The organism is Haloferax sp. Atlit-4N, from assembly GCF_003383025.1.
In the GTDB taxonomy this organism is placed as follows: Archaea; Halobacteriota; Halobacteria; order Halobacteriales; family Haloferacaceae; genus Haloferax; species Haloferax gibbonsii.
On the sequence record NZ_PSYY01000001.1, the window covers coordinates 92,746 to 113,620 of the forward strand.

Consider the following 20,875-nt stretch of genomic DNA (forward strand, 5'->3'; position numbering starts at 1 on the left):
CCGTCCGTTACCGTGCCATAAAATCGCACGGCGGAATCGACACGCAACGTTTACAAATACCCGCGAAGTACGAACTGATGCGAAGTCCCATGGGGTAGTGGCCAATCCTGTTGCCTTCTGGGGGCAACGACCCAGGTTCGAATCCTGGTGGGACTACTTCTCAGCATTCTACTCTCGATGAGGCCGCGCCGTCCCCTGTTCTCCAGTTGAAACGAAGGGGTAGGTTTCAGAAACCCAAGGGGTGTGTTTCGAGTGGAGTGTTTGCTGACGTATTCTCAGACCGTCCGAATACGGAGGGTACGGGCCGCGAAAACCGCTTAGCGTTCGACCGCGAGCAGCGCGACTCGCTCTTTGACCAGTGCGGGGAGGTCGCCGTCGGCGACGCGCAATTCCGTCTCGCCCACGTCGAACACCTCGCGGACGAGCGCTTCGTCGTAGTCGCCGAGGGTCTCCGCGGGTTCGAGGTCGAGTCGGTCGAACAGCGCGGCCTCGGCGTCTTCTTCGTCGCCGCCGTCGACGAGAATCACGACGGGGAGCGTCCCCTCCGAGACGCCGATTTCGAACGCGCGGTTAATCTGCCGGCGGCCGCTGGCGTAGAGGAGGATTTCGACGGCCCGGTCGCGGGCGATTTCGTTGCCGCGGCCGATGGCCCGGTCGGCGAGTTCGGTCGCCCGTTCGAGGTGCTCGCGGTCCACGACGTACCGGGCGTCGAACGCCTGCACCGTCGCGCCCGTCTCGTCGGCCACGTCGCCGACGACCGCGATGAACGAATCGAGGTCCGAGACGGTCGCCTCGGCTTCGACGAGCCTCATTCGAAATCACCCAGACTGGCCTGCTGGTCGGCGCGCTCTTTGGCCGTCTCGAAGCCGGCGTCGTCGGGAACGGCGTCTTCCGGCGCGTCGTCCTCGTCCACCTCGTCCATCGAGGGGTCCTTCCGACCCGCGGCTTCGAGGATGTTCTCCGCGGTCTTCCTGCGACCCCGGAGCGCGGCGAGGATGCGCGATTTCTCGGTCTCGCGGAGGTCGGCCCGACTCTCGACGCCGGCTTCGAACAGCCGTCGGGCGCGCTTTCGGCCGACGCCGCGGACGCCGGCGAGGTCGAGCAGCTCCTCGCGGACGCCGTACTCGACGCGCTTTTTCGCCTCGCGGACCGCGTACACGGAATCGAGGTCGAGTTCGGAGGCGAGTCGCTCGGCCGCGCCGAGGAGCCACTCGGCCGTCTCGACCTTCCCGCGGATGTCGCCGGGGCCGACGCCGTAGCGCTCGGTGATGCGGTCCTCGTCGACCTCACCGACCCAGTCTTCGAGGAGCTTCGCGGTCTTCAGCGCCGACAGCCAGTCTTCGAACGCCACGTCCTCGTACTCAGAGGGGACGCGCCCGAGGAACTCCGGTTCGCGCTCGTAGCACAGTTCGGTGTAGGTCTCGCGGTCGCCGGACTTCAGGTAGAGCTGATACATGTCCGGCGTCCGGCAGACGAGGTGGTAGAGGCCGAGCGGCGTCGGATACGTCCGGTCCGCCTCGAACTCGTTGGCGTCGTCGCTGTCGTCGCCGTCGTCCGCCCCCGTTCCGTCTCCCGCGTCGCCGCTCTCTGCCGCGACCATCTCGCTGGCCCGCTGGAAGCCGCCGGGTTCGTCGTCGGATTCGCTCCGCGCTCGCTTCGGCTTCTCGGGCGCCTCGCCCGCGAGCGCCCGGAGCTTCTCGGTTCGGTGGTCCGCCGCCCACTCGAGGCCGTCGATGATTTCGGCGGCGCTCATCGGGTCGAGGTAGAGCCGCGAGACGGTGTGGCCGACGGGCGTCGCCCGTATCGTCTCTCCTTCGAACTCGACGAACCCGTTCACTTCGAGGTAGTCGAGCACGCGGTCTGTCACCTGCCCGAGTCGCTCGGGGTCGTCGGTCTGGGTCGCATACAGCGTCTGGTCGAGGAATTCGAGCAATCCCTCGCGGGTGTGGGCGAAGCCGGAGGCGACGGTGGCGAGCAGGTGCGTCCGCAGCGCGGGCTCGGCCGCGAGCTTCGACCGCACGTCCTCGGCGTCGGCCCAGATGTACCGCTCGAACAGTTCGTCGCGGGCGTCGGCGTCCTTCGCGAGCAGCACCGCCTCGCCGTAGGGGTCGAGGCCAGGCCGACCGGCGCGACCCATCATCTGGTGGACTTCGAGCACGTCGAGCGGCTTCATCCCGCCGTAGTCGCCGTCGTAGCGCTGCCAGTCGCGGACGACGACGCGGCGACTCGGGGTGTTGACGCCGGCGGCGAGCGTCGGCGTGGCGCAGATGCACTTGATGAGTCGGTCGCGGAAGGCGTCCTCGACGAGGGTTCGGTGCTCCGCGGCGAGCCCCGCGTGGTGGAACGCCGCGCCCTTGGCGACCGCCGCGGCGAGGTCCTCGGAGGTCTCGGTGTCGGAGACGTCGCGTATCTCGGCGGCGAGTTCCGCGAGGTCACCGCGCTCGTCCCCGGTGATGTACCGCTCCGTCACGTCGGCCATGCGGCGGGCCGCGGACTCGGCGTTGCGCCGCGAGTTCACGAAGACGAGCGAGGAGCCCTGGTCGCCGTCGCCGTCGCCCTCCAACGCGTCGGCGACGAGCGCGGGCGTCTGTCGTTCCCCGCGGCCGACCGGCACCTCGCGTTGGCTCCCGTCGGCGAAGGAGACGGCGTTGCCGTAGTGGACGCCCATCTTGAGGTCGATGGGTCGCCAGTCGGACTTGACGAGCTCCGCGTCGAGCCAGTCGGCGACGACGCCCGCGTTGCCGACGGTCGCCGAGAGCGCGACGACCTGCAGGTTCGGGTTGAGCCGGCGGAGCTTCGCCAGCGTGACCTCCAGCGTCGGCCCGCGGTGTCTGTCGTCGACGAGGTGGACCTCGTCGGCGACGACGCAGGTGAGTTGGTCCATCCACGCCGCGTTGTTCCGGACGAGCGAGTCGACCTTCTCGGAGGTGGCGACGATGATGTCGCGCGAGGAGAGCCACTCGCCGTCGGACTCGTAGTTGCCGGTCGAGACGCCCACGTCGATGCCGTACTCCTCCCAGCGCTCGAACTCGGCTTTCTTCTCGGAGGCGAGCGCCCGGAGCGGGACGATGTACAGCGCCTTCCCGCCGCGCGCGACGCTCGACAGCATCGCCAGCTCGGCGATGAGCGTCTTCCCGCTCGCCGTCGGGACGGCGGCCACGAGGCTCTCGCCGTCCGTCAGGCCGGCCTCGACGGCCTCGGCCTGCGGCGGGTACAGCTCCTCGATACCCTCGTCGCGGAGGGCCTCGGGAATCCCCGTCGGCAGGCCCGTCAGGTCCGCAGTTCGCATTGCATCTCCCTTGGACCGTCCCCCGGTTTAAGCCATCGGGTCGGTTCGGGCGCGGACGCGTCGCCGCCCGCGGCGTCGGTCGCACGACCGCGACGCGAGGCGACGCCGACCCACGTCCCCGCGTCGGCAGGGCTTTGTACGGCCCGGCGGTACGATGGCGCATGAGAGTCGAGTACGACCGCGACACCTGCATCGGCATGTTCCAGTGTGTCGACGAGTGGGAGGGCTTCGAGAAGAACGTCGACGACGGCAAGGCCGACCTCGTCGACGGCGAGGAGACCGACGACGGCGTCTTCGTCCGCGAGATTCCGGAGGACGCCGAGTTCGACGCGAAGTTCGCCGCCCGCGTCTGCCCCGTCGAGGCCATCCGCATCCTCGACGACGACGGCGAACAGCTCGTTCCCTGACCGCGACGCCGACGAGTCTACCGTTTTCTCTCGCGTCCGCGACGCGACCGAACCGTGTGACCGACGACCGTGGGGCGCGTCCCCGAACCCCTCCGTTTCGACTGGAGATTCGGCCGACGATAGAGTGTAAAGGTTAAGCGGCGGGCCCCTAATCGTGCCACTATGAGCCAAGCGACGAAAATCGTGCTCGGTACCGTCGGCGTGTCGGCCCTGCTGGCCGTCGTGTTCGTCGGGATGAGCATCGCCTGAGCGGATGTTCGAGACGCGCACCCTGCCGTCGGACCTCGAATCGGTCCGCGACGAGTACGCCCCCGGCGCGCTCGTCTTGGACGTGGCCGGCGACTTCGACACCATTCCCCCGGAGGCCGCGGAGAACCTCGGGCTGGTGGTCGAGTCGCTCTCCCCGGCGGCGTACCCCGCGGAGTGGCTACCAGACGACTCGCCCCAACAGCTCCGGCGCTACGCCTCGTCCGACTTCACCATCGGGATGCCCGGCGACGGCACCGTGACGTGGTCCCGACAGACCGACCCGCCGGTCGTGCTGGTGAAGTACCGCGCGAAGGGGACGCCGGACGACTTTCTGGACTTCCTCATCGCCGAGGCGTTCGTGCAGGCCGGAAACGACGAGATTCCGGAGCACTTCCTGCCCTTCTTCGGCGAGCGGTACCGCGACCTCGCGGCGGCGACGCCGCTCGGCCCGAGCGAGACGTATCAGGTCGCCGCCGCGCTCTACGAGGGCTGGGTCGGCCTCCACACCCGCGAGGCGTTCGCGTCGTGGGAGGGAGACCACGACCGCCTCCACGAGGCGTGGGTCGACGCCGGCGGCCGACTCGACGACCGACTTGCGAACCTCCCGCGGCTCGTCGCGCTCGGCAGACTCTCCTTCGCCGAGGCGACCGAGTTCGCGTGTTCGGCCGTCAAACACGGCCGCGACCTCCCCGCGCCGTTTTCGGCGCTTGACACCGCGGCGTACCGCGACCACGGGCCGAGCTACGCGGTCAAGTGGGCCGAAAAGACGTTCGCGCAACTCGCGGCGGACGACGACGCGGACTCGGTCGATGACGACGACCCGACCGCCGACGACTCGGGTGACGACGCCGCCGATTCGACGTAGCCGCTCGCGTCGCGTGCCGCCTCAGAACTCGGTCGTGACGGTGCCGTCCTCTTCGAGGTCGACGACGCCGTCGAACAGTTCGCGGAAGCGGTCGAGCGTCTCCTGGTCGTGGACTTCCTTCGAGAGGTGGAACAGCCCCACCGCGTCGAACTCGTCGAGGAGTTCGAGAATCTGCTTCGTCGCTTCGAAGGCGCGGTCCTCGTCGGCGTAGTACGCCATCTCCGTGACCGAATCGACGCTGAGCCGGAGCTTTCCGTCGTGGCGTTCGAGGAACTGCCGGGTCTTCTCGACGATAGCGTCGAGGTCGTCGGGGGCCGCGACGTAGTAGATGTTGTCCGAACTGCGTCGGGAGTAGCCGCGCTCGATAGAGAGCGTGTCGAGGATGGTGGCGCTGGACTCGTCGACCTCGTAGTGCTCCAACTTCTGTTCGACCTCCCGCGCGGTGGTCCGCGTCGAGATGACGAGGAAGCGGTCGGTGTCGACTTTGAAGAAGTCCGTGTCGATGCGGTCGGTCTCGCCGATGCTCGGATGAAGGAGCAAGATACCTGTGCCGCCCGGAATCGTCTCGGGCGCGTCTTCGATGGCGAGCTCGTAATCCATACCCCAAGCAGTTACCCTGCCGACTTAATCCTTCATGCCGCTCGGGCCGCGGCGTCCCCGAGCCGTGGTGCGTGTTCACTCCCCTCGCGCCGGCGGCGTCAGAACAGCGAGTCGGCCGTGGCGGCGCCGATGACGCTGAACACCGCGCCGACGCTCGTCGCCTTGAGCGTGATGCGGAGCACCGCGAGGTCGAGGTCGTACCCCAGCACGGTGACGAGGACCTCCCCCGACACGTCCGAGAGGAACGTCCCCGGCGCGTCGAACGCGAGCGCGAGGATGAACACGGAGAGGTACGAGACAGTGATGAGCGAGATGAACCGGACGGGAATCCCGCCGACCTCGCGCTCGCGGTCGGGGTCGCGGTCGTCGGCCTTGTAGAGCGCGCCGTAGCCGACCGCGAGCACGATAAAGAGGGTGAGAATCGCCTGCGCGAACGACATGCTCCGCGCGAGCACCCACACCTCCTCGGTGACGACGAACGGCCCCGCGAGGAGGAACCCGCCGACGACCTGCTGAGCGGTGTCGGCGAGCGCGAACCGGCGGCGGACTCCGACCATACACCGGTCGTCGGGACGCCGGTAATTAAAAGGCGCGACGGGAGACGCGGCCGATTCGCCGCCGGATTCGCCGCCCCCGCGGGACCAGTTCGAACGCATTTTCACCCCGGCGCGCGAGGCTCCGGTATGAGCGTCCGCGACGAGTTCGACGCCTGGGCGGCCGACGGCCGCGACAAGGGCATGGAGGACCGACACTGGCACACCGCGAAGCACGCGCTCGCACGGATGCCGGTCGAGGAAGGCGACACCGTCGTCGACCTCGGGACTGGGAGCGGCTACGCCCTGCGCGCGCTTCGCGACACGAAGGGCATCGGCCGCGGGTTCGGCCTCGACGGCTCGCCCGAGATGGTCCAGAACGCCCGCGAGTACACCGACACCGACGACCTCTCGTTTCTCGTCGGCGACTTCGACGACCTCCCGTTCGACGACGACAGCGTCGACCACGTCTGGTCGATGGAGGCGTTCTACTACGCCGCCGACCCGCACCACACCCTCGAAGAAATCGCCCGTATCCTCAGGCCCGGTGGGACGTTCTACTGCGCGGTCAATTATTACGAGGAGAACGTCCACTCCCACGAGTGGCAGGACCTCATCTCCATCGACATGACCCGGTGGTCCCACGCCGAGTACCGCGAGGCGTTCCGCGACGCCGGCCTCCACGTCGCCGAACAGGACTCCATCGCCGACCTCGACATCGACATCCCGGCGGCCGCCGAGTTCCCGACCGACGACTGGGAGACCCGCGAGGCGATGGTCGAGCGCTACCGGACGTTCGGCACGCTCCTGACTGTCGGCGTCGCACCCTGACGCGGAACGGGACCGCAGAACCGACCGACCCGCGCTTCCGGCCTAGTCGACGATGTGAGCCGACGCCGGGGCGAATCCGATATCCAGCGTCGTCCCGACCTCGAATCCGGCCGCTGATTCTTCGCCGCCGTCTTCGACCGCCACGACGAGTTCCGTCCCGCCCCAGTCGAGTCGCACCCGCGTCGTCGCCCCCTGAAACTCGGTGTCGACGACGGTTCCGCGGACTCGGTTCGTCTCCGCGCCGACTCGGAGCTGTTCGGGTCGGACGCAGAAGGTGAGGCTGTCCCCGGTCTCGGGACGTGCGGGTCGGCCGCCGTCCCTCCCGTCGGTTTCAGCGCGGTCGCCGGACGCCGAACCACCTTGGCCGAGGACGCGTCGACCCTCGGCCAGCGTGAACACCGCGTCGCCGACGCCGACGCGAATCCCCCCCGTTTCCGGTCGAGACTCGACGACCCCGTCGAGGACGTTGTTCTCGCCGAGGAACTCCGCGACGAACCGCGTCCGCGGGCGGTGGTAGAGTTCGCGGGGCCGGCCGACCTGTTCGACGCGGCCGCGGTTGAGGACGGCCACCCGGTCGGACACCGCCAGCGCCTCCGACTGGTCGTGGGTGACGTAGACGGTCGTCACGCCGAGTTCCGACTGGATGCGCTTTACCTGTCGGCGGAGTCGGTCCCTGAGTCGGGCGTCGAGCGCCGACATCGGCTCGTCGAGGAGCAGGAGGTCCGGGCCGGGCGCGAGGGCGCGGGCGAGCGCGACACGCTGTTGCTGCCCGCCCGAAAGCGAGTCCGGGTCGCGGTCTTCGAACCCCGCGAGGTCGACGAGGTCCAGCAGTTCCGCGACGCGCTCGTCGCGGGTGCCGCCGCCCGGCGGGTCGGTAAAGCGGAGGCCGTAGGCGACGTTCTCGCCGACGCTGAGGTGCGGGAACAGCGCGTAGTTCTGGAACACGACGCCGACGCCCCGAGACTCGGGCGCGACGCCGGCCATCGACTCGCCGTCGAAGCGCACGGTCCCCTCGGTCGGGGACTCGAAGCCGGCGATACAGCGGAGCGTGGTCGTCTTGCCGCAGCCAGAGGGGCCGACGAGCGTGAAAAACTCGCCGTCGTCAACCGACAGCGAGACGGAATCGAGCGCCGTCGCCGACCCGTAGCGCTTGGACACCGCGTCGAGTTCGAGTCTCACGGGTTCGCCTCCGAAGTCACGTTCTCCCCTCGCCGGCGGACGGTCATAATTCTCACTTCCCGCGGCTCGCCCCCGTCTCGTTCCCCGGGCACCCTCATAGCTCGCCCCACCGGCCGCCGAAGCGGTCCACGACGAGGAAGCTGGCGGACGTGACGAGAAGCAGGAGACAGCCCATCGCCGTCGCGGGGCCGAGCCGTCGCCCGAGGAACCGCTCGACCGCGATGGGCATCGTGTAGCTCCCCGCGCCCTCCGCGAGGATGATGGTCGAGTCGAACTCGCCGATGCTGATGGCGACGGCGAACGCCGCGCCCGCGACGACGCCGGTCCAGACGAGCGGCAGTTCGATATCGACGAGCGCGCGGGTTCTGGTCGCGCCGAGCGACCGCGCGGACTCCACGAGCCGGCCGTCGAGTCGGGCGAAAAGCGGCGCGACGTTCCGGGTGACGAAGGGGTACGCGCCGACGGCGTGGGCCGCGACGATAGCGAGCGCGCCGGTGACGCGGACTCGCGTCCCCAGCACGTCGACGCCGAAGACGAGGCCGCGGAGCAGGCCGAGGCCGACGACGATGCCCGAGACGGCGAAGGGGGCCATCGAGAGCACGTCGATGAGGCCGCGCCCGCGGTACCGGCGGGTCGTGAGGACGGCCATCACCACGCCCATCGGGACGGCCACGACGAGCGTCCCCGCGGCGAAGGCCAGCGAGTTCAGGATGGCGGGGAGTGGTTTGACCTGAAAGCTCGCGCCGGTCGCCTGTCGCTCGACGAGGAAGGCGTAGTTGGCGAGCGTGAAGCCGCCGTCGCCGCCGGTGACGCTCGCCAGAATCATGCTGGCGATGGGGACGACGAACACCAGTCCGACGACGAGGGCGTAGCCGGCGATGCCGACCGTCCGAAGCGTCGATTTCGGCGTCCAGTCGGCCGGGACGACAGACCGGCGGGGAAGGGGGTTCGCCGCGCCGCCGGCCGACCGCTGGCTGGCCTCGTACCGGAGGTAGACGGCGGTCAGCGTGATGGAGATGACCGTCTCGATGACCGCGAGGCTGGCGGCCTCGGCGTACGCGAGGTCCCGGACCCGCGAGTAGACGAACACCTCGATGGTCGCCAGTTGGAAGCCGCCGAGCGCGAGGACGATGGGGAACGACGCGAAGGTGAAGATGAACGTCAGGGTCGCGCCGACGCCGATGGACGGCAGGAGCTGTGGGAGGACGACGTCGCGGAAGGCCCGCCGCGGGTTCGCGCCGAGCGAGCGGGCGGTCTCGACGGTCCGGGCGTCCACGCTCTCCCACGCGGCGGTGACGACGCGGGCGACGAGCGGGGCGTTGTAGAACGCGTGGGCGACGATGATGGCTTCGAGCGTGAACAGCAGTTCGACCGGCGGGAGGCCGACGGCGGAGAGCGCGCGGTTCAGCGTCCCGTTGCGGCCGAACGTCGCCACGAAGCCGATGGCGACCATGATGGAGGGCATGACGAACGGGAGGATGGTAAGCGAGCGGAGCGTCTCGCGGCCGCGGAACTCGAAGCGCGAGAACAGCCACGCGGCGGGGAGGCCGAGCGCGAGGCTGGCGAGCGTCGAGTAGAACGCCTGTTTCGCCGTGAACCAGATGATGTCGACGAGGTAGAACTCGCTCGTCAGAATCGCCGCGATTGGTTCGACGGTGAGTCGGCCGTCCACGAGGACGGCGTCGGCGAAGACGGTGGCGACGGGGTAGTAAAACAGGACCAGGAGGACGACGGCGGTGAGCGCCGCGACGAGGGTGAGCAGTCGCTGTTCGAGGACGCGGGCGACCCGGCGAACCGAGACGCGGCTCACCGGTTCACCTCACTTTCTGGCGAACTCGCGGGCCCAGGCGTCGGTCCAGTCACTCAGGTTGTTCTGAAGCCGGTCGTAGGAGAACGTGACGGCTTCCGGCGGCTCCTGTGCGTACTGCGCGAAGTCCTCTGGCAGCTCCGCGGTGGTCGTGGCCGGGAACTGGACGTTGCGGACGGCGATTTCGGCCTGCACCTCGGGTCGGAGCATGAAGTCCATGAACTCGGCCGCGAGGTCGGGGTTCGACGCGTCGGCGAAGTGGGCCATCCCCTCGGGGTTGGCGTAGCCCTCGTCGTTCAGGAAGCGAATCTGGTGTTTCGCCATGTCCTCGCCGGACTCGGCGGCGAACACCTGGTCGGTCGAGTACGAGACGACCATCGGGGCCTCCCCGTTCGAGTAGGCGTTGTAGGAGTCCTCCCAGTCGCCGAGGACGCGGACGTCGTTTTCCTTCAGACTCGCCCAGTAGTCGAGGTAGCCGTCTTCGCCCTTGGCGTCGATGGTGTGGAGTAAGAACGCCTGTCCCGTCGCCGACGACGTGGGATTCTGCGCGAGGAGCGCGCCCGCGTACTCGGACTCCAGCAGGCCGTCGAACGTCTCGGGGGCGACGAAGTCGCCGTCGCCGTAGGTCTCGTTGTAGACGAGCGAGATGTAGCCCGTGTCGTAGGGGACCGCGCGGCCCTGCGGGTCGAAGTTCAGTTGCTCGTTCACCTCGTCGGCTCGGGACAGTCCCTCGGCGGGCGAGAACAGCGCCTCGTCGAGCTTCTGGTCGATGCGGACGAGCATCTGCGCGTCGAGGCCGACGTAGAGGTCCGCGCCGGACTCGACGCCCTGGAGGGCGCGCTCGATGTAGTAGTTCACGCCCGAATCGGGCGTCTGCCACTCCAGCGTCGCGTCGAACTCGGACTCGAACGTCTCTTTCAGCCACGGACCTGGGCTCGAACTCGGCGCGTCGACGAACGAGCCGTAGGTACCGACGGTGAGCGTCGGCGACTCGCCGCCCGCGGTCGTCCCCTCGGTCGTCGTCGCCGTGGTCGTCTCGGTCGTGTCGCCCGAAGCCTCGGTCGTCGTCTGCTCGCCGCCGGTCCCGGTACAGCCGGCGAGGAGCGCGGAGACGCCTCCCGCACCGGCGGCCTTCAGGAAACTACGTCGTCTCATTACTCGGTTGTTGCACTCTGTGGTACTTAACGGGCGTGGTGTTCTCGGAGACGAATAAACGGCCGAATCCGTCGGATTCGAGGTCCGTGTCGGGAGAACGACTTTATCCTCGGCGGGAGTATCACCGGAGGTGACTGCTTCTCGTCCGTACGTCCTCGGCGGTGTGCTCGCCCTCTTCGCGCTGCTCGCGGCGGTCATGCTCGCGGACGTGTTGGCGACGGTGTTTTTCGCCATCACCGTCGCCTACCTGCTCGTGCCGCTCAGGCGACGCCTCGAAGCGCGCGGGGCCTCCCGCTGGGTCGCCAGCCTCGCCGCCACCGTCGTCGCGGCGGTCGGCGTCGGCGTCGTGCTCGCGCCGCTCGTCGTCATCGTCTTCCTCCGACTGAGCGACATCCTCGAGCTCGCGGCGCTCCTGCCCGACGTGGTGACCGTCGAGTTCCTCGGGATGGTCGAGACGGTGACGCTCGACGACGTGGTTGCGGTCGGCCTCAACCTGCTCCAGTCGCTCGGCCGCGCCGCCGCCACCGCCGCGCCCGTGGTCCTCATCAAACTCACGCTGTTCGGGTTCCTCGTGTTCTCGCTGCTCCTCAGCGGCGACGCCGTCGGGCGGACGCTCCTCGCGCTGGTCCCCGCCGACTACCGGGACGCGGCGACGGCGCTCAACAAGCGGGCCCGCGAGACGCTGTTCGCCATCTACGTCCTGCAGGCGGCGACCGCCGTCGGCACGTTCGCTATCGGCCTCGTCGTCTTCTGGGCGCTCGGCTACGAGTACGTCGTCACGCTCGCCACGGTCGCGGCCGTCCTCCAGTTCATCCCCATCGTTGGCCCGAGCGTCCTGCTCGCGGCGATGGCCGTCTACCACGCCGCGGTCGGCGACCTCGTCGCCGCCGCGCTCGTCGTCGTCGTCGGCGGATTCGCGGTCGCGTGGCTCCCGGACATCCTGATTCGCCCGCGACTCGCCAGGGAGACCGCCGACCTGCCGGGGAGCCTCTACTTCGTCGGCTTCGTCGGCGGCCTGCTCAGCCTCGGTCCGGTCGGTATCATCGCCGGCCCGCTCGTCGTCGCGCTCCTCGCGGAGTCCGTTGACCTGCTCGGTGCGGAGTTACGCGTCGACGACGGCGGAGGCGAGGAGGCCGCGGGCGACGACCCGGTCGAGACTCCCTGACTGCGCCGCTCGTCAGCCCTCGACGACCGCGCCGTCGCGTTCCTCCCACTCGGTGAGGCTGCCCTCGTAGAACGCCACGTCGTCGTAGCCGAGGTGCGAGAGGACGACGTAGGTGTGGCTGATGCGCCGGGCGGTGTTGCAGTAGAGGACGACCCGACGGTCCGGGGCGACGCCCGCGGCGTCCAGAATCGAGTCGAGTTCGTCCCGCGGTTTCAGCCCGCGGGTCTCGTCGTCGACGAGTTCGCGCCAGTCGAGGTTGACCGCGCCGGGGAGGTGGCCCTCGTCGTACTCCGCGGGGTCGCGGGTGTCCACGATGACGGTCTCGGGGTCGTCGAGCGCGACTTCGACCGCCTCGAAGTCCACGAGCGGCGTCTCGGTCGGGTCGGTTATCTCGTAGACCGTCCCCTCGACCTCGGTCGCCTCGGTCGTCGTCTCGCGCTCGCGGTTCCACGCGCTGAAGTCGCCGTCGAGGAGGTGGAGTTTCTCGGGGTCGTGTCCGTAGAGGAGGGCGGTCACGAGAAAGCGGGCGGCGAAGACGCCGTGGGTGTCGTCGTAGGCGACCACGTCGTCGTCGGCCGCGACGCCCGCGCCCGAAAGGAGGTCGGACCACGCGTCGCGGCCGGGGAGCATCCCCACGTCGCCGTCGGCGCTTCGGAACTCGTCGAAGGGTATCGACACCGCGCCGGGGAGGTGCCCGATGCCGTCGAACTCCCAGCCGTCCCGCACGTCCACCACGCGAACGTCGCCGAGTCGGTCCGCGAGCCACGTCGAAGAGACCACGTCTACCATGTCCCCACGTTTCCGGGCCGCGGGTTTAGGTCCGCCCCTCCTCGCACCCCTCGCCACGTGTCCGGGGTAGCGGATGTTGTTGCTGGTTTCGTCGGATACCGGGCTGAGAGTCCCCGAGACGGCCGTTCTCCGAGTCAGTTTCGCCGTCTCCCCCGCCATATCTGGGACAATATTGCCGCATCACCCGAGGTCAGGCCGTACATGCCGTCGCTGTGAGAGTTATGGGCCTTCCTGTTGTACGGAGAAACGCGATGTCAAACTCCGATTACGCGAAGGACGTGCTCGTCTCTGCGGACTGGGTGGAGAGCCACCTCGACGAGTTCCAGAGCGACGACCCGGCGTACCGACTCGTCGAAGTGGACGTGGACACCGAGGCGTACGACGAGAGTCACGCCCCCGGTGCCATCGGGTTCAACTGGGAGTCCCAGCTGCAGGACCAGACGACCCGTGACGTGCTGACCAAGGAGGACTTCGAGGACCTCCTCGGTTCCCACGGCATCTCTGAGGACTCCACGGTCGTCCTCTACGGCGACAACTCCAACTGGTTCGCCGCCTACACCTATTGGCAGTTCAAGTATTACGGCCACGAGAACGTTCACCTGATGAACGGCGGCCGCGACTACTGGGTCGACAACGACTATCCGACGACCGACGAAGTCCCGTCCTTCCCGGAGCAAGACTACAGCGCCAAGGGTCCCTTCGAGGACATCCGCGCGTACCGCGACGACGTCGAGAAGGCGGTCGACAAGGGCCTTCCCCTCGTCGACGTTCGCTCGCCCGAAGAGTTCTCCGGCGAGATTCTCGCGCCCCCGGGACTGCAGGAGACCGCCCAGCGCGGCGGCCACATCCCCGGCGCGAGCAACATCTCGTGGGCCGCGACCGTCAACGACGACGGCACCTTCAAGTCCGCCGACGAACTCCGCGAACTCTACGCGGACCAGGGCATCGAAGGCGACGAGTCCACCATCGCCTACTGCCGCATCGGCGAGCGCTCGTCCATCGCGTGGTTCGCCCTCCACGAACTCCTCGGCTACGAGAACGTCACCAACTACGACGGCTCGTGGACGGAGTGGGGCAACCTCGTCGGCGCGCCCGTCGAGAAGGGTAACTGAGCCGCCTCGGCCTCAGTTCGTTTCGAGACCGACCGACCGGTTCTTTTTGCGGTTCACATCGGCAGGACGCTGATGCCGACGGCGACGAGTACGCCCGCGCCGAGAAGCACCATCACGCAGTAGCCCATGATGTCGCGGACCGACAGGCCGCTGATGGAGAGCAGCGGGATGGCCCAGAAGGGCTGGATCATGTTGGTCCACGCGTCGCCCCACGAGGCGGCGACGGCGACTCGCGGGATGGACTCGCCGGACGCCTTCGCGGCCGTGACGAGCGTCTCGCCGATGACGGCCCACTCGCCCCCGCCGGAGGGGACGAAGAAGTTCACGAGACCGGCGGTGAAGAAGGCAAAGGCCGGGAGCGTCCCGTCGGGCGCGACGGCGACCATGCCCTGTGCGATCTGCGTGGCGAGGCTGACGGACCCCTCGGGCGCGTAGGCCATGATGCCCATGATACCCGCGTAGAAGGGGAACTGGAGGATGATTCCCCAGACGTTCTCGACGGCCTCGACGATGGCCTCGATGTACGCCTTGGGCGTCCCGTGGAACAGCAGGCCGAGGAAGAGGAAGCCGAAGTTGACGATGTTCAGGTTGAGGTTGTTCCACGGCATCGTCCCGTTCTGGATTCCCTCCCAGAAGTACAGGACGACCGCGAGCAGGCCGACGACGCCGATTGTCACGCCGATACCGAGCGAGTGCTCGATGCGCGTCGCGAGCGAGGCGTCCTCGGGGACGTCCGTGGAGGCCCACCCGCCAGTCGCTTGCTCGCCACCGTCGGTCGCCGTCTCGAACGCCGCGGGGTCGATGGGCGTCTTCTTCGCGTCGTCGGCCGGGTACATGAGCGCGAACAGCGCCGGCAGGAAGAGGAAGCCGACCGCGACGACCAACACGAGGTTGGCGACCGTGAAGATGGTCCCGCCGGTGCCGAACGTCGTGTCGAGGATGCCCGCCTCGATGAGGAAGTTCCCCTCGGTGTTCAACAGGAGCGGAATCGACCCCGCGAGACCGCCGTGCCAGACGACGAACCCGGAGTACGCCCCGGCGACGACGATGGGGAAGTCGATGCCGCGCATCTCGGTCGCTATCTTCCGGGCGAACAGCGCCCCGACGACGAGGCCGAGACCCCAGTGAACGAACGACGCCGCGGCGGCGACGACAGGCACCATCGCGGCCGCGCCCCGCTCGGTGTTCGGGACGCCCGCGAGGCGCGTCAGGAGCCAGTCCACGGGCTTCGTCTGCGCGAGCGCGTAGCCCGTCATCAGGATGAGCGTCATCTGCATCCCGAACGAAAGCAGGTTCCAGAAGCCGCCGTACCAGCCGTCGATGAGAAGGTTCCCGGCGTGTCCGACCGCGCCGACCCCCTCGGCCGGCGCGACCGATACCAGCGCCAGCACGAACGCCACTCCGGTCAGGATGATGGCGAACAGGAACGCGTCGGGGAGGTACTGTTCGACCAGTTTCGAACTGCGCTCCGCCGCCTGCCTGATAGCGTTTGTCATAGCTCGGATAACCTCATGATAATACAATATATAATGTTTAATATCCGTGCTAGTTCGACTCGGTAGAATGTCACGACCCGGCCGACACGCCGGTCGTCGTCTCGGGTCGAGCCGGGTCGTCGCAGACCCGCGCCGGACTCGCCGCCGCCGATGGGTACAAACCCGAGACGGACATACGGGGGCGTATGTCCGAACTCCTCGACACCCTCCGCGACGACCACGAGACGCCGCTTTCCCGACTCGGCTCCTCGAAGGCGCTGTACGCCGTCACCGGCGGCGAGATGGACGGCGACGCGGTCCGCGCCGCGGCCGCCGCCGAGGCCGCCGCCGCCGCCGACCTGTTCGACTGGTGGGCAGACGACGAACCGAACGACGAGGCGGCCGCACTCTTCGCCGACCTCGCCGACACCGCCCGCGAGCACGCCGAAACCGTCGGCGCGGAGCCCGACGGCTCGAAGCCGAACGTCTACGACGTGCTGGCCGAGTTCGAGACGACCGACGGCCGCCTCGGCGGCGCGCTCGCCCGCGCGCTCGTGTCGCTGAAGACCGTCGAGCAGATGGTCGGCTTCTTCGTCGGCGACGCGGACCCGATGGCCGCCAACGACTTCCGCACGCTCAAGTCCGACCTCAACGACCAACTCGACACGCTCGAAGCCGCCATCGACGACCTCGTCGAGGACGACGCCGTCGCCCGCGAGGCCGCCGACGCGGTGGTCGAAGCCGCCTACGACGAGTACGTCGAGACGCTGGAAGGCATGGGCGTCAAGCCGAAGAACGTCTGCTAAGCCCCCTCTTCACTCACAGGGGTCGCCGTTGGCGACCGACCCGGCGTAGACCGTCTCCGCGAACGGTAGCGGAACGACGGCTCGTGAGACGCGCTGCGTCTCACGGTGGAGAAAACCGGTCGCGAGACTCGACTTCGGCCCCGCTCGCGGTGCGGTATGCTCGGAACTTGTGTCTTCGTTCGCCCAGTGCCGACAGCGACGACTCGCGGCGTAGCGGGCGAGTTCCAGTAGAAACGAGGGGGTTTGTCAGCCGGTCGTCAGACGCCGGGGACGCCCTTGCGGTATTCGAGGACTTCGCTTCGGGCCTCGCGGACCGTCTCGGCGACGTCGCCGTCGAGGTCCTCGGCGAGTTCGTGGAGGACCGTCATGTGGCGGGCGAGTCGCCCGTGGTCCGGTCCCTGCTCGCGCGTCGCCAGCTTCGCGAGCTGGTCGGACTGTTCGTAGAGTCGCTCCTGCACGTCGCCCTCGGTCGCCTCGGCGGCTTCCTTGAGCAGGTTGCTCGCGCGTTCGAGTTCGGCTCGCGTCATACTGGACGGTTCGACAGCCCGGCCCAAAACCGTTCCTCCGGCGACAAGCACCGCCTCGCTCAAGTACGCCGCGACCCAAGGAGGGGCAATGAGCGAGTCCGGTCCCCTGTCCGCCGACAGACCCGACGCAGACCGCGAATTCCGCGTCGACGCCCCCTTCGACCCCGCGGGCGACCAACCCGAGGCAATCGAGGCGCTGGCCCGCGGCTTCCGCGAGGGTGCCGACGTGCAGACCCTGCTCGGTGTCACCGGTTCCGGCAAGACAAACACCGTCTCGTGGGTGGTCGAGGAGATTCAGAAGCCGACGCTCGTCCTCGCGCACAACAAGACGCTCGCCGCCCAGTTGTACGAGGAGTTCAAGAGTCTCTTCCCCGACAACGCGGTCGAGTACTTCGTCTCCTACTACGACTACTACCAGCCCGAGGCGTACATCGAACAGACCGACACTTACATCGATAAGGACATGTCGATAAACGAGGAAATCGACCGGCTCCGCCACTCCGCGACCCGGTCGCTTCTCACCCGCGACGACGTTATCGTCGTCGCCTCGGTGTCGGCTATCTACGGCCTCGGCGACCCGAAGAACTACGCCGATATGTCCCTCCGACTGGAGGTCGGCCAGCAGATGGACCGCGACGAACTCCTCCGTGGTCTCGTCGACCTCAACTACGAGCGCAACGACGTGGACTTCCGGCAAGGGACGTTCCGCGTCCGCGGCGACACCGTCGAGGTGTTCCCGATGTACGGCCGCTACGCCGTCCGCATCGAGTTCTGGGGCGACGAAATCGACCGGATGCTGAAGCTCGACCCGCTGGAGGGCGAGGTCAAGTCGTCCGAGCCGGCGGTGCTCATCTATCCGGCAGAGCACTACTCCATCCCCGAAGAGCAGCTCGAAGGAGCCATCTCGGAAATCGAGGAGCTGATGGAACAGCGGGTGAAGCACTTCCAGCGACAGGGCGACCTCGTGGCCGCCCAGCGCATCGAAGAGCGAACCACCTTCGACATCGAGATGCTCCGCGAGACGGGCCACTGCTCCGGCATCGAGAACTACTCGGTCCACCTCTCGGACCGCGAGCCGGGCGACGCGCCCTACACCCTCCTCGACTACTTCCCCGACGACTTCCTCACCGTCATCGACGAGTCGCACGTCACGCTCCCGCAGATTAAGGGCCAGTACGCCGGTGACAAGTCCCGAAAGGACTCGCTCGTCGAAAACGGCTTCCGCCTTCCGACGGCCTACGACAACCGCCCGCTCACCTTCGAGGAGTTCGAAGAGACCGTCGGGCAGGCGCTTTTCGTCTCCGCGACCCCCGGCGACTACGAGCGCGAGCACTCCGACCAAATCGTCGAGCAAATCGTCCGACCGACCCACCTCGTGGACCCGAAGGTCGAGGTGACGGAGGCGACCGGGCAGGTCGACGACCTGATGGCCCGCATCGACGAGCGCATCGACCGCGACGAGCGCGTGCTCGTCACGACGCTCACGAAGCGGATGGCCGAGGACCTCACCGAGTACCTCGAAGAGGCCGGCGTCGACGTGGCCTACATGCACGACGAGACCGACACGCTCGAACGTCACGAACTCATCCGGTCGCTCCGCCTCGGCGATATCGACGTGCTCGTCGGCATCAACCTCCTCCGCGAAGGCCTCGACATCCCCGAAGTCTCGCTCGTCGCCATTCTCGACGCCGACCAGCAGGGCTTCCTGCGCTCCGAGACCACGCTCGTCCAGACGATGGGCCGCGCCGCCCGCAACGTCAACGGCGAGGTCGTGCTCTACGCCGACGAGATGACGGACGCGATGGAGGCCGCCATCTCCGAGACGCAGCGCCGCCGCCGCATCCAACAGGAGTTCAACGAGGAACACGGCTACACGCCGACGACCATCGAAAAGGAGGTCGGCGAGACGAACCTGCCGGGGAGCAAGACCGACACCCGCGGCGTCTCCGGCGACGAACCCGCCGACGCCGACGAGGCGGTAGAACAGATCGCCTTCCTCGAAGACCGGATGCAGGAGGCCGCCGACAACCTCGAGTTCGAACTCGCCGCCGACATCCGCGACCGTATCCAGAACCTCCGCCGAGAGTTCGACGTGGACGCCCTCGAAGACGGCGTCGCGCCGGAGTACCCCGACGAACACGACGGCGAGGCCGACGACGGCCTGACGCCCCCGGACGAGTTCTGACCGGTCGTGTCCTCACCATCGACTCTGACGTTCGCGGCCGGCGGGGTCCTCCGCCGCGACGACGGCCGACTCTGTCTCGTCCACCGGCCGCGCTACGACGACTGGTCGCTCCCGAAGGGGAAACTCGAACCGGGCGAGACGCTGGTCGAGACCGCCGTCAGAGAGGTCCGCGAGGAGACGAGGTGCGAGGTCGACTGCGGCCGGTTCGCCGGGCGCTACGAGTACCGCGTCCCGAAGGGCGTGTTCGTCTGGCACATGCGCGTCGCCGACGAGCGCCCGTTCGAACCCGACGGCGAGGTCGACGCGCGCCAGTGGGTCACCCCCGCCGAAGCGCTCGAACGGCTCACCTACGAGACCGAACGGGCGCTGGTCAGACGGGCGTTCGAACCCAACGACTGAGCACAGATTTTGGATAGAAACACATGTTACTGGTTTTTCGACGCGCGTCGGTGTGTGGACCGTACCCAAATTGGGGGGTCGACATCAAGACTTATTAGCCCGACCTCGCTATGCCCGTTCCACCGTGATCCGCACCTCGGCGGACGAGCCTGCAACCCACACCGTTCACCACGCCTACCCCAACGGAGGCATTACCTGAATGGTCCGCGGATTCGAGCACTCCGTGCTCGACAGTTCGGGCGACCACCGCACGCCGGTCTCCCCGGTGTGCGACGCGGTCGCATCTTCGGGAGACGGTGAACACGCGCGGGTCGGTGCCGCTGATGACTCGGCAAACGGGCTGTTTTCGGCGTGCCACTCCACGCGAGTGCACGCGAACGCTACTGCGTACTGATAACAACGAGAACCATGAGCTCTCAGTCTCTCAGTCACGTCCAGAAGTCGTTCCTGAAGTACCAACACATCCTCGTGTTCATCGCTCCCCTGCTGTTCCTCGCCTCGGTGTTCACCATGGCACCGACGCCGTCGGGTGCAGGCATGGAGTACTGGCTCCAGTACTGGTGGCTGTTCCCGGTGTTCCTCACCGGCGCGACCATCGTGAACACGGTCGGCATCAGCGGGTCGGCGCTCTTCGTCCCGTTCCTCATCTTCATCTTCCCCATCTTCGCGCACCCGCTCGACTCGTCGACGCTGGTGAAGGTGGGCCTCATCAGCGAGGCGTTCGGCCTCTCCAGTTCGGCCGTCGCCTTCATCCAGTACGGCCTCGTCGACCGTCGACTGGCGCTGACGCTCGTCGGCGGCTCGATTCCGTTCGTCGTCGGCGGCGCGCTCCTGTCGTTCGTCATCCCCGACGTGGTGTTCCACGCGCTGCTCGGAATCGCGCTGCTCGCCGCGTCCTACCTGCTGTTCAACGCCGACCTCGGCCACGACGAACCCGGCTCGTCGGACTCCGACCACGCCGCGGCCACCGACGGCGGCACCGTCTCCGCGAGCCTCCCCAACGACCCCGGTAAGCTCGGTCCCGCGGGCGTCCACACGGCCGACGACGGGACCGTCACCCGCGTCGACCGCGAGGGCGACGACTACACGTACACCCGCGGCGGCTACCTGCGCCGCTTCGCTAACTACAGCGTCGGCGGGATGTTCCAGGGCCTCGCCGGCTTCGGCGTCGGCGAACTCGGCATCATCTCGATGCTCAGCACGAAAGTCCCCGTCCGCGTCGCCATCGGTACGAACCACATCGTGGTCGCGCTGACCGCCATCCTGGCGTCGCTCGTCCACGTCTTCGGCGGCGGCATCGTCGGCGGTCACTCACTGAGCCTCGCGACGACGCCGTGGAACATGGTCGTCTTCACCGTCCCCGCGACGGTCCTCGGCGGCCAAATCGCGCCCTACGTGTCGAACGCGCTGGAGACTGACGTCATCAAGAACTTCGTCGGCGTTCTCTTCGCCGTCATCTCGATTGCGCTGTTCATGATGGCGCTGGGCATCTAACGACCCGC

19 protein-coding genes and 1 tRNA gene are annotated in these 20,875 nt (G+C 68.0%); 10 read left to right on the top strand and 10 right to left on the bottom strand.

Annotation, left to right across the window (positions count from 1 at the left end; all coding sequences use genetic code 11):
* Positions 1 to 83 precede the first annotated feature (83 nt).
* Positions 84 to 156: transfer RNA gene (locus tag C5C07_RS00435), tRNA-Gln, on the top strand.
* Positions 157 to 317: 161 nt separating this feature from the next.
* Here C5C07_RS00435 and cgi121 read toward each other — a convergent pair.
* A complete protein-coding gene (cgi121, locus tag C5C07_RS00440; protein ID WP_004974044.1) occupies positions 318 to 812 on the bottom strand; it encodes a KEOPS complex subunit Cgi121 in 495 nt (164 codons plus the stop codon).
* On the bottom strand, positions 809 to 3,289 hold the full coding sequence (locus C5C07_RS00445; RefSeq protein WP_115804355.1) for an ATP-dependent DNA helicase: 2,481 nt from the start codon (positions 3,287 to 3,289) through the stop codon (positions 809 to 811). Before C5C07_RS00445 ends, cgi121 begins: the two co-directional genes overlap by 4 nt.
* Positions 3,290 to 3,450: 161 nt before the next feature.
* Here C5C07_RS00445 and C5C07_RS00450 point away from each other — a divergent pair, with 161 nt between their 5' ends.
* Positions 3,451 to 3,696 (top strand): ferredoxin, encoded by a 246-nt coding sequence (locus tag C5C07_RS00450; RefSeq protein WP_004974040.1) that lies wholly within the window; start codon positions 3,451 to 3,453, stop codon positions 3,694 to 3,696.
* A gap of 253 nt (positions 3,697 to 3,949) precedes the next feature.
* On the top strand, positions 3,950 to 4,810 hold the full coding sequence (locus C5C07_RS00455; protein ID WP_115804356.1) for a hypothetical protein: 861 nt from the start codon (positions 3,950 to 3,952) through the stop codon (positions 4,808 to 4,810).
* Between the two features lie 21 nt (positions 4,811 to 4,831).
* Here the strand turns inward: C5C07_RS00455 and C5C07_RS00460 are convergent, their stop codons facing one another.
* Positions 4,832 to 5,410: an ATPase involved in flagella biogenesis gene (locus C5C07_RS00460; RefSeq protein ID WP_050458408.1), complete on the bottom strand. Its 579-nt coding sequence runs from the start codon at positions 5,408 to 5,410 to the stop codon at positions 4,832 to 4,834.
* A 98-nt stretch (positions 5,411 to 5,508) separates the two neighbouring features.
* Positions 5,509 to 5,967 carry a DUF2391 family protein gene (locus C5C07_RS00465; protein WP_004974024.1) on the bottom strand — a complete coding sequence of 153 codons (459 nt, stop codon included), beginning with the start codon at positions 5,965 to 5,967 and terminating at the stop codon, positions 5,509 to 5,511.
* 126 nt (positions 5,968 to 6,093) lie between these two features.
* Here C5C07_RS00465 and C5C07_RS00470 point away from each other — a divergent pair, with 126 nt between their 5' ends.
* The gene (locus tag C5C07_RS00470) at positions 6,094 to 6,774 is read left to right on the top strand and encodes a class I SAM-dependent methyltransferase (RefSeq protein WP_004974023.1); all 681 of its coding nucleotides are present in this window, start codon (positions 6,094 to 6,096) and stop codon (positions 6,772 to 6,774) included.
* Positions 6,775 to 6,816: 42 nt separating this feature from the next.
* Here C5C07_RS00470 and C5C07_RS00475 read toward each other — a convergent pair whose 3' ends face one another.
* The 3 genes from C5C07_RS00475 to C5C07_RS00485 all read right to left on the bottom strand — a co-directional run bounded on the left by C5C07_RS00475 (position 6,817) and on the right by C5C07_RS00485 (position 10,915).
* On the bottom strand, positions 6,817 to 7,953 hold the full coding sequence (locus tag C5C07_RS00475) for an ABC transporter ATP-binding protein (protein ID WP_115804357.1): 1,137 nt from the start codon (positions 7,951 to 7,953) through the stop codon (positions 6,817 to 6,819).
* A 94-nt stretch (positions 7,954 to 8,047) separates the two neighbouring features.
* The gene (locus C5C07_RS00480; protein ID WP_115804358.1) at positions 8,048 to 9,763 is read right to left on the bottom strand and encodes an iron ABC transporter permease; all 1,716 of its coding nucleotides are present in this window, start codon (positions 9,761 to 9,763) and stop codon (positions 8,048 to 8,050) included.
* Between the two features lie 9 nt (positions 9,764 to 9,772).
* Complete coding sequence (locus C5C07_RS00485; protein ID WP_004974020.1) at positions 9,773 to 10,915, bottom strand: thiamine ABC transporter substrate binding subunit; 1,143 nt, start codon at positions 10,913 to 10,915, stop codon at positions 9,773 to 9,775.
* Positions 10,916 to 11,045: 130 nt separating this feature from the next.
* Between C5C07_RS00485 and C5C07_RS00490 the strand changes: the two genes are divergently transcribed.
* Positions 11,046 to 12,080, top strand: coding sequence for an AI-2E family transporter (locus tag C5C07_RS00490; protein ID WP_049905001.1), 1,035 nt, complete (start codon positions 11,046 to 11,048; stop codon positions 12,078 to 12,080).
* 12 nt (positions 12,081 to 12,092) lie between these two features.
* On the opposite strand, the gene C5C07_RS00495 is transcribed toward C5C07_RS00490, so the two are convergent.
* The gene (locus tag C5C07_RS00495; RefSeq protein WP_115804359.1) at positions 12,093 to 12,869 is read right to left on the bottom strand and encodes a sulfurtransferase; all 777 of its coding nucleotides are present in this window, start codon (positions 12,867 to 12,869) and stop codon (positions 12,093 to 12,095) included.
* Positions 12,870 to 13,120: 251 nt separating this feature from the next.
* Between C5C07_RS00495 and C5C07_RS00500 the strand changes: the two genes are divergently transcribed.
* Positions 13,121 to 13,981 (top strand): sulfurtransferase, encoded by an 861-nt coding sequence (locus C5C07_RS00500; protein WP_004974017.1) that lies wholly within the window; start codon positions 13,121 to 13,123, stop codon positions 13,979 to 13,981.
* A gap of 53 nt (positions 13,982 to 14,034) precedes the next feature.
* On the opposite strand, the gene C5C07_RS00505 is transcribed toward C5C07_RS00500, so the two are convergent.
* Complete coding sequence (locus C5C07_RS00505; protein ID WP_004974016.1) at positions 14,035 to 15,477, bottom strand: short-chain fatty acid transporter; 1,443 nt, start codon at positions 15,475 to 15,477, stop codon at positions 14,035 to 14,037.
* A gap of 185 nt (positions 15,478 to 15,662) precedes the next feature.
* On the opposite strand from C5C07_RS00505, the gene C5C07_RS00510 reads away from it, so the two are divergent.
* A complete protein-coding gene (locus tag C5C07_RS00510; protein ID WP_004974015.1) occupies positions 15,663 to 16,262 on the top strand; it encodes a hypothetical protein in 600 nt (199 codons plus the stop codon).
* A gap of 257 nt (positions 16,263 to 16,519) precedes the next feature.
* On the opposite strand, the gene C5C07_RS00515 is transcribed toward C5C07_RS00510, so the two are convergent.
* Positions 16,520 to 16,789, bottom strand: coding sequence for a hypothetical protein (locus C5C07_RS00515; protein WP_004974013.1), 270 nt, complete (start codon positions 16,787 to 16,789; stop codon positions 16,520 to 16,522).
* Positions 16,790 to 16,877: 88 nt separating this feature from the next.
* Between C5C07_RS00515 and uvrB the strand changes: the two genes are divergently transcribed.
* The 3 genes from uvrB (at position 16,878) to C5C07_RS00535 (ending at position 20,867) form a co-directional block, all read left to right on the top strand.
* Positions 16,878 to 18,974 (top strand): excinuclease ABC subunit UvrB, encoded by a 2,097-nt coding sequence (uvrB, locus tag C5C07_RS00520; RefSeq protein WP_115804360.1) that lies wholly within the window; start codon positions 16,878 to 16,880, stop codon positions 18,972 to 18,974.
* Between the two features lie 6 nt (positions 18,975 to 18,980).
* Complete coding sequence (locus tag C5C07_RS00525) at positions 18,981 to 19,373, top strand: NUDIX hydrolase (RefSeq protein ID WP_115804361.1); 393 nt, start codon at positions 18,981 to 18,983, stop codon at positions 19,371 to 19,373.
* A 408-nt stretch (positions 19,374 to 19,781) separates the two neighbouring features.
* Positions 19,782 to 20,867, top strand: a complete 1,086-nt coding sequence (locus tag C5C07_RS00535; protein WP_008090981.1) for a sulfite exporter TauE/SafE family protein — start codon at positions 19,782 to 19,784, stop codon at positions 20,865 to 20,867.
* Positions 20,868 to 20,875 lie beyond the last annotated feature (8 nt).

What these genes read in the sequence shown, in the direction of transcription:
- C5C07_RS00500 (WP_004974017.1), top strand. Translation starts at nt 13,121, where the DNA reads ATGTCAAACTCCGATTACGCGAAGGACGTGCTCGTCTCTGCGGACTGG.
- C5C07_RS00470 (WP_004974023.1), top strand. Translation starts at nt 6,094, where the DNA reads ATGAGCGTCCGCGACGAGTTCGACGCCTGGGCGGCCGACGGCCGCGAC.
- cgi121 (WP_004974044.1), bottom strand. Translation starts at nt 812, where the DNA reads ATGAGGCTCGTCGAAGCCGAGGCGACCGTCTCGGACCTCGATTCGTTC.
- C5C07_RS00495 (WP_115804359.1), bottom strand. Translation starts at nt 12,869, where the DNA reads ATGGTAGACGTGGTCTCTTCGACGTGGCTCGCGGACCGACTCGGCGAC.
- C5C07_RS00515 (WP_004974013.1), bottom strand. Translation starts at nt 16,789, where the DNA reads ATGACGCGAGCCGAACTCGAACGCGCGAGCAACCTGCTCAAGGAAGCC.
- C5C07_RS00445 (WP_115804355.1), bottom strand. Translation starts at nt 3,289, where the DNA reads ATGCGAACTGCGGACCTGACGGGCCTGCCGACGGGGATTCCCGAGGCC.
- C5C07_RS00450 (WP_004974040.1), top strand. Translation starts at nt 3,451, where the DNA reads ATGAGAGTCGAGTACGACCGCGACACCTGCATCGGCATGTTCCAGTGT.
- C5C07_RS00510 (WP_004974015.1), top strand. Translation starts at nt 15,663, where the DNA reads ATGTCCGAACTCCTCGACACCCTCCGCGACGACCACGAGACGCCGCTT.
- uvrB (WP_115804360.1), top strand. Translation starts at nt 16,878, where the DNA reads ATGAGCGAGTCCGGTCCCCTGTCCGCCGACAGACCCGACGCAGACCGC.
- C5C07_RS00455 (WP_115804356.1), top strand. Translation starts at nt 3,950, where the DNA reads ATGTTCGAGACGCGCACCCTGCCGTCGGACCTCGAATCGGTCCGCGAC.
- C5C07_RS00460 (WP_050458408.1), bottom strand. Translation starts at nt 5,410, where the DNA reads ATGGATTACGAGCTCGCCATCGAAGACGCGCCCGAGACGATTCCGGGC.
- C5C07_RS00465 (WP_004974024.1), bottom strand. Translation starts at nt 5,967, where the DNA reads ATGGTCGGAGTCCGCCGCCGGTTCGCGCTCGCCGACACCGCTCAGCAG.
- C5C07_RS00535 (WP_008090981.1), top strand. Translation starts at nt 19,782, where the DNA reads ATGAGCTCTCAGTCTCTCAGTCACGTCCAGAAGTCGTTCCTGAAGTAC.
- C5C07_RS00505 (WP_004974016.1), bottom strand. Translation starts at nt 15,477, where the DNA reads ATGACAAACGCTATCAGGCAGGCGGCGGAGCGCAGTTCGAAACTGGTC.
- C5C07_RS00485 (WP_004974020.1), bottom strand. Translation starts at nt 10,915, where the DNA reads ATGAGACGACGTAGTTTCCTGAAGGCCGCCGGTGCGGGAGGCGTCTCC.